Genomic DNA, 19,251 nt, shown 5'->3' with positions numbered 1-19,251 from the left:
TCAATTATAAAGATAAGTTTCAGGCATTTCAATCTACTTTGTCAGTTCGTGCAAACTCGCGACGAGTTGTTCCGCAAAATAATCGACTTGTTCGATTGTATTTCCGTAACCAAAACTGACGCGCAACGATTCTTTGACTTCGATCGCACCTTCGCCGTACATTGCCTCTAATACATGAGAAGGATCGATCGTCCCTGCGGTACAAGCAGAACCCGTAGAAACAGCAATGCCCTTCAAGTCTAGCTTCATCAACAACAAGTCGTTGACGATCCCAGTAAAGCGGAGATTCAAAACGTGAGGCAGCTTATTGTTCAAATCACCATTCACGTGATAATCAACCCCTGCTTGATCAAGTGTGGTCAATACTTTTTGAGTGAATTGTTCATAGAGTTTTTGACGTTTTTCACGTTCATCCTCTGTCAGCAGTTCTACCGCTTTAGCCATTCCGCAAACCCCTGCCAAGTTTTCAGTTCCTGCACGGCGTTTTTCTTCTTGTTCCCCACCGTGAAGCAATGGCTGCAATTTGGCCTCATCACTTTTATACAGAAAACCAACACCCTTTGGTCCATTGATCTTATGCGCAGAAATACTTAAGAAATCAACGCCTAATTCACGAGGACGAATGAATTGATTCCCGTAGGCTTGGACAGCATCCGTGTGAAAATAAGCAGGATGGTCCTTTAACCGCTCCCCGATTTCTTGAATCGGCATCAAATTACCGATCTCATTGTTTCCATACATGATAGAAACCAAGATCGTATCGGGGCGTAGGCTTTCCTCAAAATCCTTTAAAGAAATCCTCCCTTTGCGATCAACTGGCAAATACGTCACTTCAAATCCTTGAGTTTCCAGATACTTCATTGAATTGATGACTGCTGGGTGTTCAATTTGTGTCGTGATCAAGTGACGGCCTTCATTTTGACGACCAAAGGCGGTCTCTAGAATCACTGTATTATCCCCTTCGGTCCCGCCGCTGTTAAAAATGATCTCATGGTATTTTGCACCAAGACTTTTCCCGATCACTTCACGGGCCATCTCTAATTTTCCTGCGGCTTGTCGTCCAAAAGAATGGATACTTGAGGGGTTCCCAAATGTTTCATTCATCACTTCTGTCATCGTTTCGATTACTTCTGGATGCATCGGACTTGTTGCCGCATGATCTAAATAAATAGTTTCCACAAACCTTCAAACCTTTCTATACGTCAGGATTAACAAATCTGCTCAATAGAGAAGCACCAAGCAGATACTATTTTTCGCATCCGTCCACCGATGCTTCCAGCAATAAGACATATTTCGGTCAAAATCGCTTAGAAGCACAATCATTGGGTGCATAGATGAAGCTTAGTATCTCCTTGGTGCTTCGTAAATTTGAACAACATTTGCTTATTGATCAATTATTCGTTTTTCTATGTCGCACACTCTGAAGCTTGGAACAGAGAGTGCTCTGACTGTCAGTCAATTTGTGGGTGGATCACCCGCAGGAGGGTAGACAGTGTTTATTCAAAATCCTTTTGTTCCATCGTAAACAATGGACTAACGGATTCATTTTGATGGATTCGTTTCACTGCTTCTCCCATCAGCATCGCACTGCTGATAATGGATAATTTCTCAGGATGACGCTCAGGTGCCGTCAAAACGGAGTCTGTGATACAAATATCTTTGATCTCAGTCGCATCCAAATTGGCTTTTGCTGGCGGTGAAAGCAACCCGTGAGAAGCGCAGGCAACGACTTCCTTCGCCCCTGCCTTTTTCAAGGTTCTCGATGCATTGGAGAAGACTTCACCCGTGTTCAAGATGTCATCTACCATAATACAACAGCGGCCTTCTACATCTCCGATCACGTACCCAGAATCTGGATTGCCCTCTTCGGCAACATCTACGATCGCGATTGCTGTATCTAAGTATTCCGCTAGGCTGCGGGCACGCTGCACCCCGCTGTTTTTAGGAGAAACCACCACATAATCATCCCCAACCATTCCGCGGCGACGATAATAATGGGCAAATAAAGGCATCGTGAACAAATTGTCTACAGGAATATCAAAGAAGCCTTGCACTTGCACCGTGTGTAAATCAAGTGTCAACACTCTTGTCGCACCTGCGTCTGAAAGTAAATTCGCAACCAGTTTTGCAGTAATTGGCTCATGTGGTTTTGCCGTACGATCCTGTCTCGCATACCCATAATAAGGCAGAACGACATTGATCGTTTTTGCACTTGCTCGTTTTAATGCATCGATCATGATCAATAATTCCATGTAATAATCATTTACCGGCTCATTGGTCGACTGGATCAAATACACATCAAATCCTCGTACTGTTTCTTCTAGATTGATGGCGATCTCTCCATCACTGAATTGCTTGACAGTACTTCTCCCTAACGGCACGCCACAGACATCGGCGATTTTTTCAGCCAATGGTCTGTTCCCATTAAGACTAAAAATTTTAAATTTTTCCTTACTTTCTTCTGACATGGTGTCCCTCCAAGTATTTTTGTACCACCAGTTTAACATATTTTCAGTTATTTGCTGTAGCATTTACTTTTTTTAAGGAGATTGTGCCATTCCCCCACTCAGCCGGGATCACAGCCTCGCTCTTGCCCCAGTTGTCATGGATTTTATAAAACCGATCGCCCGCCGAGGTCTCCATAAATCCATGAACGACGACCCAATGATTTTTGTAGGTGCTGCCCCTTAGTTGTAAAAGACCGATCATGACCGGCTCGCCTCCTAATAGGCGCTTAGTCACCCGCTGCCAAGAACCCACCATCGTCCCGCGGGCACGGTAAGGAATGCGGTAGCGACGAAAGAAACGATTCAAACCGATCGAAATCTGCAGCGGCACTGTCGGGAAGTCCACCGGCTGAAGCATTGGTTTCAACGCACGAATCAGTTCTTCTTTTTGTTTGCTGTTCTTTTTTCTCAGTCCCGCGGGCAAACAGGCAACATCAATCTGATCCTGCCAATACGCCAACAACACGCTGCTGGCATAGGTCCCGCATAAAAAGCCTCGCGGTGTCTTCCACTCGCGATACGTTTCAAAGCTTTTCAGGTCATACCAGTGATCCTTTAAATAGTCCATTGCTTCCACCACCAAATCATTTTCTTTTGTGTATCTTCTTAAGATATATCATAATAGATAGTAGCTGAAAGAACTAGAAAAAGATCATGGACAATTGCCAGAGTCTTTTTAGTTTTCAACTTATTAAAGAATTAGGAGGAGTCCATTTTGGATAATACTAAGATCACAGAGGATTTATACGAAGCCGTCAACGGCGAATGGATCGAGCATGCAACGATCCCAGCAGATAAGCCTGCAACAGGCGGCTTTCAAGACCTCGTCGATGAGATTGATGATTTGTTGATGGCTGATACAAAAAAGATGAGCGCGGATCCTTCTGCCATTCCAAACGATTTAATGAAGGAATACATTGCTTATTTCCAATTGGCAAACGACTATCAAAAACGCGATGAAGACGGCGCTGCACCCCTTCTTCCCTTATTGAGAAAAGTGGAAGACATTGAAGCGCTCGCAGATTTAGAAGAGCAATTAACCAGTTGGGTCATTGAAGGACTGCCGTTACCTTTTGGAGTCGATGTGGATGCAGACATGAAAAACACAACGATCAATGCCTTATTCGCAGGTGCACCTGGACTGATTTTGCCAGATAAGACCTACTATGAAGAAGGCCATCCACAAGCGCCGCAGCTTTTGGCGATCTTTAAGGAAATGACGATGACGCTCTTCAGCCTTGCCGGCTTCGACGCGGAAAAGGCAGAAAGAATCACAGAGGAAGCCTTGCGTTACGACAAATTACTGGCCCCTCATGTAAAAAGTGCGGAAGAAAATGCCGACTACAGCAAGATGTACAATCCTGAAAGCGGCGAAGAATTTATCAAGCACAGCCAACACTTGGATTTAAAGAAATTATTGATCGGGCTGATCGGTGAGATTCCTGAAAAAATCATCGTAACGGAACCGGCCTATTTTGAAAAATTGGATACCTTAGTAAATCCTGATACCTTCCAAGAAATGAAAAGCTGGATGCTGGTCATGACCATCAACGCATTGACTGGTTACCTGAGTGAAGAATTCCGTCAAGTCGGCGGAACATACAGCCGTGCCCTTTCTGGCGCTCCCGAGGCACGTCCGAAGGAAAAAGCAGCGTTCTACCTCGCCTCTGGTCGTTTTGATCAGATCGTTGGGGATTATTATGGAAAAACTTATTTCGGCGAACAAGCCAAAAAAGATGTCGAACAAATGGTACAACGGATGGTGGGGATCTACCAAGAACGCTTGAGCAGTAATACGTGGCTTAGTGAAGCGACCCGTGAAAAAGCGATAGTCAAACTAAACACGCTGGGCATCCACGTTGGCTACCCAGAGACGATTCCGCCCATCTACACACAATACAAGGTAACACCTGTAGAACAAGGTGGTACTCTTTTGAGCAATGCCCTGCACTTCAGTCAATTAAAACGAAAAGACGATTACGCAAAATGGAACAAACCCGTGGAACGTGACGAATGGGAAATGAGCGCAGATACTGTGAATGCCTATTACCATCCCTTCCGCAATATCATCGTCTTCCCAGCAGCGATCCTCCAAGCACCCTTCTACAGTTTGGAACAATCAAGCAGCGAGAATTTCGGTGGGATCGGCGCGGTGATCGCACATGAAATCTCCCACGCTTTTGACAACAATGGGTCACTCTTTGATGAATATGGAAACCTAAACAACTGGTGGACAGAAGACGATCGGACCCGTTTTCAAGAGTTAGCTGATCAAATGATCGCTGAATTTGATGGCCTAGAGATCGCTGGCGGGAAAGTCAACGGCAAACTGACTGTTTCAGAAAACATTGCGGATGCAGGGGGATTAAGCTGTGCGTTAGAGGCAGCGAAGAAAGATCACGATGTTGATTTGAAGGGCTTCTTTATCAACTGGGCAACGATCTGGCGCATGAAGGCACGGCAAGAATACACGCAATTGCTGCTTTCTATCGACGTTCATGCACCGAACAAATTACGGGCAAATGTTCAAGTGAAAAATTTAGCCGATTTCTATGACACATTTAACATTCAGCCAACAGATGCCATGTACTTGGCACCTGAAAAACGCGTACGTATTTGGTAATAGAACAAAGGGTTCTGACAATTTTACTGTCAGAACCCTTTTTTTATGCCTATGCTTTTGGTTTCTTTGAGTCGATCGCGTATTGGCGACGTCCACCTGGTTTTGGTACAAGATCGCCGATCATGTTGCCGAAGCCGCCTTCTACACGCAGTTCATGACCATTTGTGTAGTCTGAACGTTTGCTGGCAAGGTATAATACCGCATTCGCAATATCTTGTACTTCGCCGATACGACGGTTGGCAGTCATTCTTCTTCTGCCTTCTTCCACTTCTGCATCTTCATAGAATTTAGTTGATAATGGTGTTTTAACGAAACATGGCAAGACACAGTTGCTGCGTACGCCATATTGTCCCCATTCACCAGCGATCATCTTAGATAGCATATTCACGCCGGCTTTACTTGGGCTGTATGCTCCTGAGTATGTTTCGGGAGCGATCGAAGCGATCGTCGAGATATGGACCATGCGGCCTGATTGTTGTTCGATCATCACGCGGCCGATACGTTGTGAGACTAGGAAGTACCCTGTCAAGTTTACATCGATCGTCCGTTTCCATTCCTCTAATGCTAAATCTTCCAATGGGCTGAACGTTAAAATCGCTGCAGTTTGAACCAATACGTCGATTCTGCCAAAGTCTTCTTTGACTGTTTTCGCCAAGGCATCTACTTGCTCTTCAACTGTTGAATTGCATGAATAGCCTTTCGCTTTGACGCCGTATTTGTTCGCTAATTCTTTCGCGTAGCTTTCTGTTGCTTCTTCATTCAAATCGACTAAGGCCAAGTTAGCTTTTTGTTCCGCAAAATCATTAGCGATTTTCCGTCCCATGCCCCCTAAAGCTCCTGTGATAACTACGACGTCTCCTGCTAAATCTAACCATGTGTTTTCCATTCTTTCCGCTCCGTTCTTTTATGTAATCTTTCTTTAAATATACTGAATCCGTTCCCAGGATACTAATTCTTTTTTTCAATCAATCTATAGTCTTGTTCAATCAATCACCAATAACCGCTTGATCAGCGTCTCGCTGTACTCGGGTGCGACCGGATCGAGCAGCACGATATTTAATAGAACCGGTGAAAAATCCAGCTCTAACACGGACTGAGCAAAGCTCATCGCCGCAATTTCACTTAACGCGTGCACTCGTGCATGACGCTTAAAGGGCCCTGTTTGGTAGCTTAAATTTTTTTGAATCGTGAACAACTGCTGCTGATTCTCAATAAAGTGATACAGCTCATGAGCCAATAAAATATCTTCTACTTGCTGATCCTTTAAGAAGTCATATTTCTTCAATGAAGGCGCCGCTGCCCTCAAAAGACTTTGATTGATCCGAATGCGATCAGGCAGTTGAAATTCCGCAAAAACATAGCGAAAGCTCTCCGCTTTTATTTCTTCCTCAAAATAATCGATCGTGATCTTTTCTTGCTCACAATACGCACGAAGATCCTTAGCGGGCACTTGAGCCCCCGCGGCTTTTCCACAGTCGATCGCTTGATACAAAAGAGTTGAGCGCTGTTCTTCAGGGATTTTTCTGTAAAGATGATCCTGCGACAATAACCCCTGCGCATAAGTCGCATCGCTTAACTCAAGCAACGCAGCAATATCCATCTGCAGCGCCCCTCCTTCTTTGTTAGCTTTTCTCGTTGTCGCTAAATATAGCGATTCGCGGCAATAATAATGATCTCATCCGTCCCCAGAATCTCACTCATTTCAATCTCCATCAGCATGGTTAATTGAGAAAAATCTGTACTAGAAAAATCCAATAGCCGCGGACCAACGCAGAAATAATAGTCCGGTCGAATAATCAAATCACTTTGATAGTTCGCCATGCTTTCCCATAATTGATTGACTACTTCAAAATAGCTTTGGATCGTCGTTTTGACTACTTTGGCGTGCTCGCGCTGTACGCGAATAAAGCCTTTTTTGTCAATAACTCGGATCGCATCCCCTTTTTTCGTTTTTGCCCCATAAATAGCAAAATGATCTGTCGTATCCAATAATCTGACTTGATCAGAGGGCAATCGGAAGTCCTGGATCGCGATCTCTCGTGCCTCCGCTTCAGTTGCTGCACTTTGAAGTTCCGTTGCCTGTGCCGCGGTCGATCCTGAGGCGCGGGCAGTGATTTTTTGTGTTTGAGGATCGATCTCGATATGGACCTCGACACTGTCCTCTGTTGCACCACTCTCGATCGCCATATCGGTCACTTCTTGTTTGATTGCTTGGATATCCTGCTTCGTGGGACTAGGCACGATTCGCTCAACGACATCCTGAACAGCCGCTAATGCCACTCCAATCGAGGAAATGACCTCCGCGTTTTCTGGTATCTTATAGTTGAGGGCCATCCGTTCAGCCGCATACTTGATCAAGGCAGCGACACCGCCGCCGACACCGACTAACGTCATTTGGTTCTTCTCAAGCTGATATTTCTTTGCTAATGACTGGATCACAGGCTCGATCTTCTCGACTGCTTTGGTCAATATCTGATGCGCGACATCTTCAATAGACACATTGAGATAGTCAGCCAAAGGTGCCATCGCTTTTCTTGCAGAGGCGACGTTTCCATAACAAAAATCGTCATCCGTCACATAGCCCAATACGTTGGCAGCACAAGAATTGGTTATCGTGATGCGTTTCCCATTTGCCAAGCGAATGGCAACATAGTCTTCCGGGTCCCCCTCCTTCGGCGAATAAAGCTCCAATTGAGGGTCGACGATTTCTTCTTCCGGCGTATAAACAGCGTATTCCAAGCCGGCGATATGCGCACTGCGGGGGCCGACATCCTTTACACCGCTCTTATTCACACGGATCATACTGCCGCCAGCGACACCCAATACTCGAACATCCAACGAATTCACATACGTCTTATGCCCAGATATCTCCGAGTAGTCGATCACAGGCCGACCGTTTTTGATCACCCCTAAATTTGTTGAGGTCCCGCCCACTTCAAAATAGATACCGTTAGACGTGCGCAGATACATCAACGCGCCCATTACACTTGCCGCCGGACCTGACAGCATCGTCAGTACCGGACGTTTTTTCATCTCGACAACATCCATCAGACCGCCATCCCCCCGCATGATCATCAAGGGAACATCCACCCCTGATGAACGAACACTGCGCTCAGTCGAATTCGCTGTTTCCAGCATTTTCGGTAAAATCGAGGCATTGATCGTCGCTGTTCGCGTCCGTCGTGAGAGTCCATAAAGCTTGGTCATCTCTGAAGCAAGTGTCACTGGAATATTTTTTTTGCGAGCAACTGCTGCAATCTTTTCTTCTAAGTTGAGATTATCTACGCCGAATGCCGCAGAAGCGACTAAAACATCCATTCCTTCTGCCATCAACTCGTCAACAATCGGAGCGATTTCTTCTTCGGTTAGATTTTTTTGCGAAATGAATCGCGACATTACGTGGATACTTCTTCCTGTACCTAGATCAATATCCTTCAAATTTGTTTGCGGTCGTGCCAGCCAGCCTTCGAGCCCAGGTTTCGCTGTGCTGATGATCCCGATATTAGCAACGTCCCCTTCTAATAAGGCATTTGTCGCCTGCGTCGTACTATGGGCCACGAAGACGACTTCCTCTGGCGCAATATCAAACTCTTCTAAACATTTCAAAAAGGAACGAACGACACCTTCAGCAACACCTTGCTCGCTGTCATGCGTCGTTTTCACGGAAGATTTCCCGATAATTTCTTGAGTATCATTGTCGATAGCTACTGCTTTCGTATGCGTACCGCCGACATCGATCCCGATCCGAACACGTCGTTTCATGTTGAGACCTGCCTTTCCTAAATTCTCTCTTCTAACTCTAAAGTGGATTGTTGAGGAAGAAGTTTGCGACTTCTAAAATCAATGCCACCATTGTTCCTGGAATCAATGCCACTTTCATGTAGTCCACTGCATTGATACGATTGAAGCCCAATCCCCAAGCATTCCAAGAAATCGTAATATCAAAATGAGCCATGCCGATCAGGACAGAAGCAAACAAAGGATACAAGAAAGTGGTTGGAAAGTTGGTCGTTTGGCTGACTACCGCCAGCAAGGCAGCACCTGAACCGATCAATGAGAGTGGGCCTTTGAACCAAGTCAACGGTGCTAAAATCCCAAACGCGATACACAGGATCAACGGCGATGAAGGAATCCAACTGCCGATGATCTCTTGGAAATAAGGTGCCGCATAGACGGCCGCATCATTGAACATCGCTAAGGTGATCCAAAAAGCGATCAGCGCCGACATATCTTTTACACCCTCGGTAAAGATGCGAGAAATGGTCCGACAGATCTCCCGGAAGTTCCCCGACAGCCCGTCGCAGACACCTAGTCCGTATAAGCTGGCTAAGATAAAGCATAAAATGACCGGCAGTTTAAAGACGATCACGCCCACTACAGGCAAGAACGGAGTGATCAAAGAAATCCCCGGTGCATCCACCACTTCAGATTGTTTGGTCGCTGCCCAAGAATACGTAAGATTTTCCATTTTCAGATAGATCATTGACGCCAACGAAACGACGGTGATCATTACCGCAAAGGCCAAAATGCCAAAGGGAAAATAGTCATTGTACGTGTACTCTTGTCCTCCATTGGAATTCAAAAAGAAGGCTGAGTATTGCCCGAAATTGATGGGATTCAAAAAGATCCCCGCCGCGACCGACCCCGTAAAGGAGAAGAATCCGACCACTTTTGGAATACCGATGGAAAACAAGATCGGCAAGACGATCACCGCGATCGCGATCACGGACCCGCCGCCTGTCATCGAAGTAAAGATAAACCCGCTGATCACATTCACGATCGCGAGAATCACCGCAGGATTGTCTCCACCAAGCTCGACACTTTTTCGAATGATCGTGGCCGCGATACCGGTATCCAAGAGGATTCTCCCAAAGAAGGCCCCTAAGAAAATGTTCATGACCGACGCGCCGTATTTTTCAGGCGCCGTTTGATACACCTGACGCAGCATATCGTGAACCGTCAATCCGTCAAAGGCCGCATTAGGCGACAGTAGATTCCCGATGATCGGCAAAAAAGTCCAAATCGTAGCCATGATGAAAAACCCGATCATCAAGTTATGTCCTTTAATACAATAAATGACCATTCCCGCGAAGGAACAGATGAGTAATAGTCCAATTAAAATATCCATGAGGACCTCCTAAAATAGCTAGCGTCCAACGACGGACACCTGTTGATACTGATGATACACGAAAAAGACGTGCATTTACCAGGTTCTTTTTGGAGCTGCAACAGGAACTGCGCGGATACCCATGCAGTTCGATTTGATTCTTAGATCAGAAACACGTATTACGTCTCTCTGTTTGTTGTAAAAACAGGTGCAAGACGCGGAACGAGGAGGTGACTCTATTCAGTCATACCTCCTCTGCTCTGCAATTAATCACGCATTTTTTCAAAGGCACTATAGCCGAATACTTTTTTGTGTTGCTCTAACAGATAGACCATCATAACAGTGGCTGTAAGTGCCGCCACTAAAAGCAAGCCCATCATGATGTAGATCGCTTGTTTTTCACCCACTGATTTCGTCATCGCAGAAACGATGAACGGCAAGAAGGTACTAGCAAATCCCATGAACGTATAGTAGATCCCCGTATTTCTTCCTTTTGGTCCCGGGCAGAATAGCTGACGCAGCCCTAACCCTGTTTGCAACGCACCACCTGAGGCAAAGAAGCCTAATGCTGCGATACCGATGTAGATCACTGCCGGCTGACGGATCAGTAAGACGATCGCCAAGGCCAGCGCTGTGAAGACAGAATCGATCACGAGAACCTTTAATGGGTTCCAACGCAATTTACCCATCATGAATGCCCAGAATACAACGGCGATGATCCCGCCAAAAGTGTAGATCGATGTTAAGCCCGCCGCTTGAAGTTCCGTCAAGCCGGCATTGCTCAAGCCAAAAGCTTTCGTGTATTGCTGTGCACCATACATGATGAACATACATAAGAAGGCATAGAACATTGTAATGAAATTGACTAAAATATTTGGTTTTACTAACATTTTTGCTTTAGCAGCTTCGATTTCTTGTTTGATCGCATCGGAGTGACTGCCGCTTGACTCCTCTTGATCGCCGCCGCCCTTCATCATGTCGTCATAAGCGAATGGTGAGAATGCCGCTAAGACCAGACAGCCGATAGATAGCGCCAATGGAATGATCACGCTTAATTGAGGAGAACCCATGTTAGTGAAGTTCACTACCATCAATGGATAAACGATTCCGGCTAATGAAACGAACAACTTGATCCCTAACAAAGCAGAACCTGAATATTTTGGTGCAGCTTCTTGAACGGCTGGGTACAATGAAGCATCCCAGAATCCAGATGTCGCCACACCTGCCATGAAGGCACAGATCGAAGCGATCAGCATGCTTGGACTTAATAGTAAGCCGGCAAAACAGATGATATACAGAACCGCGCCGCCGATCGCCATTTTCTTCCGGCCGATCTTGTCGGATACTTCTCCGCCGATCCATACAGAAATAAATTTACCAAAACCAGTTGCAGTAATTGCTAGCGAAACGGCAGCAGCTCCAGCCGTCGCATCCGTGTATCCCCATTTTTCATAAAAGTAAGGCATATTTTGACTAAGAATAAGTGCTTGCATCCCATGTGTAAAGTAGCACAAGTAAGTTGTCACTAATGACATGATATATTTTTTCGATCTCATCCCTACACTCCTAATTTGTGTTAGTATAATTTCTTTCCGTACATCCTTTTTTCAGCATGTACGGAAAGATTCGCCTACGGCCGAACTGGTAATTCTTGGTCTGTAAAAATCTTGAACGCTGCTTTTCCTTGTCCCAGCAACATTCCTTCGCCAGTAACTGTCTTACAGCCCTTCGCTGACGCGTCATTGATCAATTGCGTCTTCGGCGGGTTATAGATAGCATCTGCGACGATTAATTTTTCATGAAGCATGCTTGTATCGCTGATCGGTGTTCTCGTTGAGCCTGCGCCCATACCAACTGTTGTTCCATTTACTAAAACATCCGCTTCCGCGATTTTTTGCTTCAATAGATCCGCATCGCCTAGATCATGGATCGCTACCGCCAATTCTGGGTAGAATTTCTTGATGCGTGCAACAGTTTCTTCTCCCTTAACAAAGAAATCATCTTTGATATTGAAAATATCGATCGCCGCTGCTTCTTCGATCGCTAATTGTACTTGGATCGCTGTCGCCGCGCCGCCTGTACCGATAACGACAAATTTCTTGCCCTTCGGATCAACGTCGTTTGCTTTCAAGTTATCGACAAAGCCGATCCCATCAGTGATATGCCCTGTTAATTTGCCATCCTCATTTTTGAAGGTATTGATGGCGCCTACCATTTGTGCCGCTGGTGATAATTCGTCCATATATTTCGCCGCTTCACCTTTACAAGGCATCGTGACATTTCCGCCAGGCATGTTGAATGTGCGAACGGATTGGAACGCATGTGCAACTTCTTCTATTTGTACATCGAACGCAAGGTATACAGCATCGATCCCTAATTGTTCAAAGCCATAATTGTACATCGCTGGTGACCCTGAATGCCCAACCGGACTTCCGATCAATCCATATAAGTGTGTTTTACCTGATACGCCTTCTAACATTTTTTTATCCACCTTTTTTTAATCTTCTAGTAATTCTGGCCACGCTTGTTTGATCACATCAATACTTGTGTCGTAGTTCATTTGTGCTGCTTTTTCATAGCCTAAGCTCAAGATCGGATCAGAAATAACTTCTGTCCCAATAACGCGAGGCTCGATGCCGTGTTCTTTGATTGCTTTCAAGAAGCCAACCGTATCGCCCCAGCCAGTTCCTGGGCATAGACGGTCATGCATTGATTCGTCACGTAAGATCGTATCTGGGTAGCGACGTTCTAACACATCACAGATTTGAACAGAAACAACTTTTTCTGCTGGAACATCTTTTAAATCTTCTGCTAATGTTTCAGCACGTGCCCAATGCCACGTATCTAGGATCAACATGCCGTTGTCACAGCCTGCTTCCTTCACGATATTCCATGCACTTGCTAAATCTGGTACACCGCTGTAAGGCATAAATTCTAAGCCGATCACTAATTCCTTCGCCCGTGCACACAATTCTTTAAAGGCTTGGATATGAACTTCTGCCGGATATTTTTCCATCAAGCCGCAGTTGATATGCCCTACGCCGAACAGACGCGCCATATGATACACCGTTTGTTCTTTGAATTGCTGTAACAATGTCTCTGGCGTTTCTTGAGTCTTATTAGGGTCTGCCCATAAAGTGATGTATTCCACTTCTGTGACTTTCATATCGTTTTCTTCTAAGATTTCCAACATGCGGTCATCTGAATAACCTTGTTTCACTGCCAACATATACGTTTCAGCACGTAAACCGATGCCATCAAAGCCTGCTGCTTTTGCGATTTTTACCCGTTCTTCAAAATCAATTTCCATACCTAATGTATAAGAGCTGATCGTCAATGGTACCTTTTTCATTTCATTTCCTCCTAAAATTATAGCGAATTTTCTAAAAGTTATTTCTTTCACATGCAGAGCTGCAGTCTCCTAATGTATGAAAGCTTTTTTTGTTGCGAAATCCGTACCTTTCATAATGTATCGGCTTTCACAATCAAATCTTGCCTTCATTTTAACGTGCAGCATTTCAAAATTCTAATTGGTTTTTCTCGTAGAATCTATAGGTAAAAGATATAGGTTTTGCTATACTTATAAAAAAGATCATATACATAGGAGAAGAGCTATGAATCTACAGCATTTAAAATATTTTGATGTGCTGGCCCGTGAGCAGCATTATACACGCTCCAGCAAACTCTTAAACGTCACACAGCCCAGCTTGAGCAACGCGATCGCCTCTCTCGAAGACGAACTCGGGATCACGCTGTTTGAAAAAAAAGGCCGGAATGTCGTATTGACCAAGCCCGGCATGATTTTTCAAGATTATGTCTCCCGTACATTAGGAACACTCGACGATGGGATCGAGACCGTCACCAAGATCAGCAAGGGCAGCGGGTTTATCAGCTTCGCCTTCTTACCCGTTCTAGGCACCACCTTTGTGCCCAAATTAGTCCGTGATTTTCATGACGCGAACCCCGACAAAGAAATCCTCTTTGACTTTCACACGTCTTCGGGTGTCACTAGAGAGATCGTGGATGGCATCAAAAACATGCACTACGATATTGGGATCTCTTCCTATCTGCCGGACGAACCCAGCGTGGAGTTCTTGCCCATCGCCGGTCAGGAGCTGGTCGTCATCGCACCCTTGGATCACCCGTTGGCCCAGTTCGATGCGATCTACTTGGAGCAAACGCAGCCCTATGAACAGATCGGATTCAGTAAAAGCAGCGGCTTGCGAAATGTGATCGACGAAACCTTCAAAAAAAATAATTGCAGCTATAATATCGTCTATGAAGTGACGGTGGATCAAGTTATCGCAGGCCTGGTCAGTCAAGGCTTCGGTATTGCTGTCGTGCCGAATATGTACATTTTGAAGCACCTGCCGCTAAAAACGATCCATTTGAAAAACGTGATGCTCGATCGCTCCTTCTATTTGGTCACCAATAAAGAGGCCTATCTGACACCCGCCGTCATTAATTTCAAGGAATTCGTGCTCGCACATTCTGATCCAAAAGAAATCGTCTATTAATATAGTAGAAACTTTTTTAATAACAAAGAAGCAGGAAGGGATTTCCCTCCTGCTTCTTTGTTTATTGTGCCTCTTCCTGCTCTTTTTTGGCCTTCGCCTTTCTCCGCTTCAAAAATGCTTCATCATCGTCTTCATCTGCGTAAAACTCCATGATCGACATGCGCCCGCATTTGCGAAACTCCAATTCGTGGAACCGACGAATGCCATTCTTTTGAAAAATACTTAGCCGCATCAGTGTCGTCAGCAAGATAAAATAACGGTCGTTCGACATACCGACATCCGCGTTCCGAAATTTTTGTACGATCTTGCGTCCATTTTCATCTCTGAAAGCAGCATGGTACGCATAGCTATATCGTTCCATCTCATTCTCGGAACGATCCGATTCGCTTAAGTAATTTTCATAGAGCCAGATTTTTCTTTTGTTCGTTGGCGCCGCCGCTGCTCGAACGGCTGCTATCTCAGGACGAATCTTACGGGTCCACTCAGAAAATTCCCTGCGGTTCTTAAATAATCGATCCCGCACCACTTCCCATTCATCGTAGGTAAAAAAATCATAGAAATACAGGCAATAGTCCCGCAAATGATCTGTCGGTTCCGCTGTCATAAAGAGTTCTTTGAATAAGTCTTTGCAGACGAACGAATAATTGTCCATGGTGATGGCATTGAATAAAAGAACGGCCACCCCATATTCCACCACTGATTCCGTATCGTGGGTCTCCGAATAATACTGACTGATCCTCTTTTCAAGGTTCCCACGCTTCATGGAAAATAATTGTCTTTCTCCCAAAGGTTTGATCTCCATGTTCTGCCCTCTTTCCTAATAATCGTTGTAAATCTATCATACCTCTAAATGAGGCGAAAAATTACCCTTCTTTATTCGCAAAAAAAAAATTCCTGAGTACTTTTTTCTTCAGAATGAAAAGATTGTATACTGCCTCTTTCTATGCTAGTATTTTTTTCGGGGGATCTCCCCCAAAAATAAATCAGAGTAGGAAATAAAGCGTCAAGTGCCGGAGGGATGGGATGTTGCCCTTTGGACGAAAGACTTTGTCTGCGGTTTTATTTTCGCATTCGCTGCATGAAGAATGTAGCAGCTCTATAAGGAGATGCTAGAAATGAAGAAACACCTCGATGCTAGAAGCATCACAACGATGGCGCTATTGATCGCCATGATGGTCACACTGTCCCGAATCTTAGGAATCGAGACGCAATTTGTCAAAGTCAGCTTTACCTTTATCCCAGAGATCATTATGGGCATGCTCTTCGGTCCATTCTGGACAGGGATCGGTTCGGTCATCGCTGATTTTATCGGAATGTCGCTTTTCGCAAAGGCCCCATTTTTCATCGGCTTCACCATCAATGCCTTTCTTGAAGGAGCCATCTACGGATACTTCTTTTATAAGAAAGAAATTACATGGAAAAATTCGATTCAGTCTGTATTAGTAACGACGGTCGTGATCAATTTGATCTTGACGCCGCTATGGCTGGCATTGATGTACCATGTGCCATTGACTAGCTGGGTGATCTGGGCACCACGTTTGATCAAGACCGTGATCTGGATACCTATCCAAGCCATCATCACCTATTTCTTAGGCGGTGTCTTGCCTTACAAACAGTGGATCTCACGCTTTAATCGCGCCCATTAATTTTTAGAATTTTATTATATTTAAGTGAATGTAGTTATTTACTTCACACGAATTTTCCTTTTGGAGACTGTCTCATCCCATAGACAGTCTCCATTTTTGTGTTATTTTTCTCAAGCATAATTATCGCTATTCATTTTGGAAAGCGCTATGCTATGAAAAATCCAATGTGAAAGCTGGGAGAAAAATGAAAAATTCAGATGTTTTGATCGTCCCTAAAGACCGTTCACTATACTTTTTCCCTGCCATATCAGAAATGAGTGTTTGTTCAGGGAAAGAACTGCTCACCGCCAGCAATGACTATTTACGTCATTACTTGAAAGAGTTTCAATTGATCATCTTTTTAGACTACGGCTTTGAACCCGCGATGGCAGAGCGTATTCGCCCCTTCACAAAAGCAAAAATCGTTTTATTTTTCTGGAATCATTTCAAGTTGGAACACTATCGAAAATTAAATGCTGCTCAAAAAGAGCCTGCCATTGATGAGATCTATCACTTCGATCCCTTAGAAGCACGAGACCTCGGATTGAAGCACAATAGTTCCTTTTACACACAATCTGTCGGAGAACCCTTCCATGATACAGACTACGACATCTTTTTTGGTGCGAACGACAATGGACGCAGAGAACAAGCCATGGCTTTAAAGGACCGCTTCGAATCCCTCGGCCTGTCCACCTTTTATCATATACTGCCTAAACGCGGCAATGAACAAGACGGCTATTTGCCCTACACAGACTACCTGAAGCTCGTCAAAAGCAGCAAAGGGATCTTGGAGATTCTCCGATCCGGTCAATACGGCGTGACCCTTCGAACCTTTGAATCCCTTTATCTTCAGAAAAAATTGGTTACCGCTAATGAGATGCTGCCATTTTACAGGATGTACGATCCAAGAAACGTCTTTATGATCGGCCCAGACCTGAGCCAACTGACCGCATTCTTGAATATCCCTTACCAGCCCGCAGACCATGCCATTCTCGACTTCTTTGAAGCAAAGAACTGGGTCAATCGCTTCATTGATTACGATCCACAGCTATTCGAAGAGTTCGAATATTACCCAGAGCTGATGAAACATGAGAGCGCGTTGTAGCCAATACAAAAAGCCAAACTTTCGAAGATGGAAGTTTGGCTTTTTGTAATTACTTTTATTGATGCTTTCCTTTTTTGAAATGGTTCCTTTACATTCTTTTGATATTGTTTTACAAAAAACTAAAAACAATTAGAATCAAAAAAATTATTCAACTTATTTATCTAGCGTTTTTGAATTAATCTGTAAACCTATTATAATTCAATTATTAGTAACAACCATTTTCGTTATTTAAAACAATTATTTTAAATAGCGAAAAATAACACGCTTAATCATTATTTGTTTCTGGGGGTTTTTTGAGATTTATTTGAGATATTCGGACAAAATAAACCGTCTATTTAGCCGTCAAATTTAGGAGGAATTAAATAGTGAGAAAAGGCGAGAACATTTACTTACGAAAAGATGGCCGATGGGAAGGCCGATTTCCGAAGGGGCGGAAAATCAATGGAAGGATAAAATACGGGTATGTTTACGGGAAAAGCTACACTGAAGTCAAATAGAAGCTGTATCCATTAAAAATCAAATACCAAACATTGCAGGAAGTCCAAGGAAGCTCGGCGGAAACGTTTGAGGAATGGACGATCAATTGGCTGGAAGAAATAAAAGGAGAGGTCAAACCTTCGACTTTTTCTAGTTATTATTATAAATTGACCAAATATGTTTTCCGATAATCCAAGATGTTTCATTGAACGAGATCACATTGGATACGGGAAAAGAGTTGTTGGGAAGACTGCAAAAGAAGCTTGCTAGATCAACGATTCAAGTAGTTTTTTAGAATACTGAACAAATGCTTGAACCATGCGAAGCGATTAAGAAAGATCACATCTAATCCATTCTCTGAGATCAAGATTCCAAAAGTGAAGAAAACGAAAGTTCGTGCATTGACACTGAACGAGCAGAAAAAAATCATGGACGTAGCTGCCAATGAAAAACGAGGCTACGACATCCCCGTTTTATTAGCCTTACATTCTGGAATGCGGATCGGGGAAATTGCGGCGCTCAAATGGTCGGACATTGATTTTGACACGAATCTTATTCATGTACAACACACGTATCAACGTATCCAAGCAATCAATGAGGTGGAAAAACGGACGCAATTGGTCTTTACCGACTCAAAGACAGAGGCATAAGTGCGAGTGATTCCTATTGGTCCAACATTAAAGAAGTTATTACTCAAGCATAAAAATAGTTCAAGAGGCGGCTTTGTTTTCTCTACCAATGGGCAACCATGCGAGCCTCGACTCCTCACTTATCATTTTCACAAAGTCAGAGAAAAAGCAGGGCTATCTACAATTCATTTTCATCAGTTGCGCCATACATTTGCGACGCGCTGCTTAGAAGCAAATCGTGATATTCCTTCTGTTAGCGCGCTTTTAGGGCATACCTCCACGCAGATGACGCTGGACACGTATGTTGACGCAATGATCGAACAACGAGTCCAAGTCATTTGTGAAATGACAAAATTAATCGGATAAAGAATCAATAAAGGACGTTTTTTAAAAAAAAAGGCGGACTTTTTGAGAAAATCTTTTTTCATTTTCTGAGAAAGCGATTGCTTTATGGACGTTTTTCTTATAAGACTAATTTTTTTCTAATATTAACTATTTTTTTAAAAGAGGTTTTGTTATTTTAAATAACTTTATAAATGAGCCGTCACTGATTGTCAACCAACTCTGAGATCCTTTTCACACCAAGGATTTTAGGGTTTTTCTAGTTTTTTGTAAGACTAAGTAATAATCCTTGAAAATACTTTTGCCAATAGTAATCCTA

15 protein-coding genes, 1 pseudogene and 1 riboswitch are annotated in these 19,251 nt (G+C 44.0%); of the genes and pseudogenes, 5 read left to right on the top strand and 11 right to left on the bottom strand.

Going from position 1 to position 19,251, the window contains the following annotated elements; translation table 11 throughout:
- Nucleotides 1–33: 33 nt before the first annotated feature.
- The 3 genes from I592_RS04245 to I592_RS04235 form a co-directional block, all read right to left on the bottom strand.
- Nucleotides 34–1,179 (bottom strand): cysteine desulfurase family protein, encoded by a 1,146-nt coding sequence (locus I592_RS04245; protein ID WP_010781455.1) that lies wholly within the window; start codon nt 1,177–1,179, stop codon nt 34–36.
- 317 nt (nt 1,180–1,496) lie between these two features.
- Nucleotides 1,497–2,468, bottom strand: coding sequence for a ribose-phosphate diphosphokinase (locus I592_RS04240; RefSeq protein WP_010781456.1), 972 nt, complete (start codon nt 2,466–2,468; stop codon nt 1,497–1,499).
- Nucleotides 2,469–2,511: 43 nt separating this feature from the next.
- Nucleotides 2,512–3,075, bottom strand: coding sequence for a hypothetical protein (locus tag I592_RS04235; protein ID WP_010781457.1), 564 nt, complete (start codon nt 3,073–3,075; stop codon nt 2,512–2,514).
- A gap of 147 nt (nt 3,076–3,222) precedes the next feature.
- Between I592_RS04235 and I592_RS04230 the strand changes: the two genes are divergently transcribed.
- Entirely contained in the window at nt 3,223–5,130 is a 1,908-nt protein-coding gene (locus I592_RS04230; RefSeq protein WP_010781458.1) for a M13 family metallopeptidase, read from the top strand.
- Between the two features lie 49 nt (nt 5,131–5,179).
- On the opposite strand, the gene I592_RS04225 is transcribed toward I592_RS04230, so the two are convergent.
- The 7 genes from I592_RS04225 to I592_RS04195 all read right to left on the bottom strand — a co-directional run bounded on the left by I592_RS04225 (nt 5,180) and on the right by I592_RS04195 (nt 13,589).
- Nucleotides 5,180–6,016: an SDR family NAD(P)-dependent oxidoreductase gene (locus tag I592_RS04225; RefSeq protein ID WP_010781459.1), complete on the bottom strand. Its 837-nt coding sequence runs from the start codon at nt 6,014–6,016 to the stop codon at nt 5,180–5,182.
- A gap of 96 nt (nt 6,017–6,112) precedes the next feature.
- A complete protein-coding gene (locus tag I592_RS04220) occupies nt 6,113–6,730 on the bottom strand; it encodes a hypothetical protein (RefSeq protein ID WP_010781460.1) in 618 nt (205 codons plus the stop codon).
- Between the two features lie 41 nt (nt 6,731–6,771).
- Entirely contained in the window at nt 6,772–8,892 is a 2,121-nt protein-coding gene (locus tag I592_RS04215) for a hydantoinase/oxoprolinase family protein (protein ID WP_010781461.1), read from the bottom strand.
- Between the two features lie 37 nt (nt 8,893–8,929).
- On the bottom strand, nt 8,930–10,258 hold the full coding sequence (locus I592_RS04210; protein WP_010781462.1) for a hypothetical protein: 1,329 nt from the start codon (nt 10,256–10,258) through the stop codon (nt 8,930–8,932).
- A 245-nt stretch (nt 10,259–10,503) separates the two neighbouring features.
- The gene (locus I592_RS04205) at nt 10,504–11,793 is read right to left on the bottom strand and encodes an MFS transporter (RefSeq protein ID WP_010781463.1); all 1,290 of its coding nucleotides are present in this window, start codon (nt 11,791–11,793) and stop codon (nt 10,504–10,506) included.
- Nucleotides 11,794–11,867: 74 nt separating this feature from the next.
- Complete coding sequence (locus I592_RS04200) at nt 11,868–12,716, bottom strand: shikimate 5-dehydrogenase (protein ID WP_010781464.1); 849 nt, start codon at nt 12,714–12,716, stop codon at nt 11,868–11,870.
- Between the two features lie 18 nt (nt 12,717–12,734).
- On the bottom strand, nt 12,735–13,589 hold the full coding sequence (locus tag I592_RS04195; protein ID WP_010781465.1) for a sugar phosphate isomerase/epimerase family protein: 855 nt from the start codon (nt 13,587–13,589) through the stop codon (nt 12,735–12,737).
- Nucleotides 13,590–13,851: 262 nt separating this feature from the next.
- On the opposite strand from I592_RS04195, the gene I592_RS04190 reads away from it, so the two are divergent.
- Nucleotides 13,852–14,754: a LysR family transcriptional regulator gene (locus I592_RS04190; protein ID WP_010781466.1), complete on the top strand. Its 903-nt coding sequence runs from the start codon at nt 13,852–13,854 to the stop codon at nt 14,752–14,754.
- 61 nt (nt 14,755–14,815) lie between these two features.
- Here I592_RS04190 and I592_RS04185 read toward each other — a convergent pair whose 3' ends face one another.
- Nucleotides 14,816–15,556, bottom strand: coding sequence for a hypothetical protein (locus I592_RS04185; protein ID WP_010781467.1), 741 nt, complete (start codon nt 15,554–15,556; stop codon nt 14,816–14,818).
- 180 nt (nt 15,557–15,736) lie between these two features.
- Nucleotides 15,737–15,833: riboswitch (THF riboswitch) on the top strand.
- 36 nt (nt 15,834–15,869) lie between these two features.
- Between I592_RS04185 and I592_RS04180 the strand changes: the two genes are divergently transcribed.
- The 3 genes and pseudogenes from I592_RS04180 to I592_RS04170 all read left to right on the top strand — a co-directional run bounded on the left by I592_RS04180 (nt 15,870) and on the right by I592_RS04170 (nt 18,956).
- Nucleotides 15,870–16,400 (top strand): folate family ECF transporter S component, encoded by a 531-nt coding sequence (locus tag I592_RS04180; RefSeq protein WP_010781468.1) that lies wholly within the window; start codon nt 15,870–15,872, stop codon nt 16,398–16,400.
- Nucleotides 16,401–16,584: 184 nt separating this feature from the next.
- On the top strand, nt 16,585–17,484 hold the full coding sequence (locus tag I592_RS04175) for a WaaS/CpsH family glycosyltransferase (RefSeq protein WP_010781469.1): 900 nt from the start codon (nt 16,585–16,587) through the stop codon (nt 17,482–17,484).
- A gap of 365 nt (nt 17,485–17,849) precedes the next feature.
- Nucleotides 17,850–18,956, top strand: a pseudogene (locus I592_RS04170) (tyrosine-type recombinase/integrase).
- Nucleotides 18,957–19,251 lie beyond the last annotated feature (295 nt).

This window comes from Enterococcus gilvus ATCC BAA-350 (genome assembly GCF_000407545.1).
Classification (GTDB): Bacteria; Bacillota; Bacilli; order Lactobacillales; family Enterococcaceae; genus Enterococcus_A; species Enterococcus_A gilvus.
Note: the sequence above shows the minus strand (reverse complement) of the source record. Positions and strands in the feature narration are given on the sequence as shown.

Excerpts from the sequence above, each read along its gene's own strand:
- I592_RS04240 (WP_010781456.1), bottom strand. The coding sequence starts at position 2,468 with ATGTCAGAAGAAAGTAAGGAAAAATTTAAAATTTTTAGTCTTAATGGG.
- I592_RS04235 (WP_010781457.1), bottom strand. The coding sequence starts at position 3,075 with ATGGACTATTTAAAGGATCACTGGTATGACCTGAAAAGCTTTGAAACG.
- I592_RS04225 (WP_010781459.1), bottom strand. The coding sequence starts at position 6,016 with ATGGAAAACACATGGTTAGATTTAGCAGGAGACGTCGTAGTTATCACA.
- I592_RS04220 (WP_010781460.1), bottom strand. The coding sequence starts at position 6,730 with ATGGATATTGCTGCGTTGCTTGAGTTAAGCGATGCGACTTATGCGCAG.
- I592_RS04215 (WP_010781461.1), bottom strand. The coding sequence starts at position 8,892 with ATGAAACGACGTGTTCGGATCGGGATCGATGTCGGCGGTACGCATACG.
- I592_RS04210 (WP_010781462.1), bottom strand. The coding sequence starts at position 10,258 with ATGGATATTTTAATTGGACTATTACTCATCTGTTCCTTCGCGGGAATG.
- I592_RS04205 (WP_010781463.1), bottom strand. The coding sequence starts at position 11,793 with ATGAGATCGAAAAAATATATCATGTCATTAGTGACAACTTACTTGTGC.
- I592_RS04200 (WP_010781464.1), bottom strand. The coding sequence starts at position 12,716 with ATGTTAGAAGGCGTATCAGGTAAAACACACTTATATGGATTGATCGGA.
- I592_RS04195 (WP_010781465.1), bottom strand. The coding sequence starts at position 13,589 with ATGAAAAAGGTACCATTGACGATCAGCTCTTATACATTAGGTATGGAA.
- I592_RS04190 (WP_010781466.1), top strand. The coding sequence starts at position 13,852 with ATGAATCTACAGCATTTAAAATATTTTGATGTGCTGGCCCGTGAGCAG.
- I592_RS04185 (WP_010781467.1), bottom strand. The coding sequence starts at position 15,556 with ATGGAGATCAAACCTTTGGGAGAAAGACAATTATTTTCCATGAAGCGT.
- I592_RS04180 (WP_010781468.1), top strand. The coding sequence starts at position 15,870 with ATGAAGAAACACCTCGATGCTAGAAGCATCACAACGATGGCGCTATTG.
- I592_RS04175 (WP_010781469.1), top strand. The coding sequence starts at position 16,585 with ATGAAAAATTCAGATGTTTTGATCGTCCCTAAAGACCGTTCACTATAC.